This window comes from Glaciihabitans tibetensis (genome assembly GCF_003003265.1).
GTDB classification, from domain to species: Bacteria; Actinomycetota; Actinomycetes; order Actinomycetales; family Microbacteriaceae; genus Glaciihabitans; species Glaciihabitans tibetensis.
On sequence record NZ_PVTL01000018.1, the window covers coordinates 1 to 1,549 of the forward strand.

The window sequence follows — 1,549 nt, forward strand, 5'->3', positions numbered from 1 at the left end:
AACTGATACGTAAATAGAGGTTCCTTATGCTGCTGCGTGGGTGATTGTGACTTCGTATCCGAGGGCTTCGAGTTGCCGGACGGCTTTGTTTTTGGTCCGGTCGGGGTTGAGGTTTGCGTAGTAGTTCGGGCCGAGGTCGAGGTAGGTTTCCCCGGTGGTGAGCATGTGCCAGATCGCGGTCAGGATGGTGTGTTCGAGCGCGACGACAGCTTTCATCTGTCCGCGGTGGGCTGCGATGCGTCGATACTTCACCGACAGGTAGCTGGTTTTGGATCGAACCGCGGTCAACGCGGCGATCCCGAGGGCGGCTTTCAAATGTTTGTTGCCGGGCAAGATATGGGCGGATTTGACTCGGCCGGCGGACTCGTTCGATCCGGGACATACCCCGGCCCAGGACGCGAGGTGGCCGGGGGTGGGAAACACACTCATGTTGCCACCGGTTTCGGCAATGATGACTTCCGCGATAGCAACAGAGACCCCGGGAATGGTGGTCAGGGCGTCGCGGGCATCACGAAAGGGCGCCATCGCCTCCTCGATCCGAACGGTGAAGTCATCGATGCGGGCGGTGAGGGTATCGATCTGCATCAGGTGGGAGCGGACCATGAAAGCGTGGTGGGGCGTGAAGAACCCGGTCATCGCCTCGACCAGTTGCGGGATCTTCTGCCGCAACCGGCCATGCGCCAACTCCGCCAACACCCGCGGGTCGCGCTCACCGGCAAGGAGAGCATCGAGCATCGCCCGCGACGACACCCCGGTCAGGTTGGAGGCGACGGACGTCAGCTTGATCCCGGAAGACTCCAGAAACTTCTCCAACCGGTGAATTTCCCGGGTCCGGTCGTGCACTGCGGTCGCTCGCGCCCGGGTCAGATCGCGCAGTTCCCGGATCGGTTCCGGGGGCACCAGCGATGCCCGCAGCAGGCCGTGGGACGCAAGTTGCGCCAACCATGCGGCATCGGAGACATCGGTTTTGCGTCCCGGGATGTTGCGGGCGTTCTTCGCATTCACCAGCATCACGGGGAGGGTTTCCTCCAGCAGGTAGTAGAACGGTTTCCAGTAATCGCTGGTGGATTCCATCACCACCACCGTCACGTTCTTCGTTTCCAGAAAGCGGCGCAACTCCAAGATCTGGTTTGTCGTGGCACCCCAGATGGTGACGTCGTTGGTGAAAGTTCCCGGCCGTTCACCGGGAACGCGGACACACACTTTGGCGTCGCGTTTGGAGATATCGATTCCGACCGCACGGTCGTGGACCACATCCATGATGTTCCTCCCTTGTTTTAGACCAATATGGGGTCTGCTGCGGGGAGGACAGGGTCAAGCTGGAATCTGATACTCGTGCTCAAGGCAACACTCCACGGTTCCCGTGGGGTCCTCCACGTCAAGCTGGCCTGCAGGCTCGGTACGGCACCAAGTAATCGCCGACGTCAACCGCAGCAGACCCCATCATCATCCGTCCCCGACGTTTGTCCGCGCCAGCGGGCTGTGGGAGGCGACCACCCCATATTTTCGATCCCCACGGAGCGTCAACGACGCTGGGCTGCTGGCCTCT

Annotated in this window: 1 protein-coding gene; it reads right to left on the reverse strand. The window is 61.2% G+C overall.

Annotation, left to right across the window (positions count from 1 at the left end; all coding sequences use genetic code 11):
- Positions 1 to 24 precede the first annotated feature (24 nt).
- Positions 25 to 1,260: an IS110 family RNA-guided transposase gene (locus B0I08_RS17475; RefSeq protein WP_106215233.1), complete on the reverse strand. Its 1,236-nt coding sequence runs from the start codon at positions 1,258 to 1,260 to the stop codon at positions 25 to 27.
- Between the last annotated feature and the right edge of the window lie 289 nt (positions 1,261 to 1,549).

Bases quoted from the DNA above. Each gene is read 5' to 3' on its own strand.
- B0I08_RS17475 (WP_106215233.1), bottom strand. From the start codon at position 1,260: ATGGATGTGGTCCACGACCGTGCGGTCGGAATCGATATCTCCAAACGC.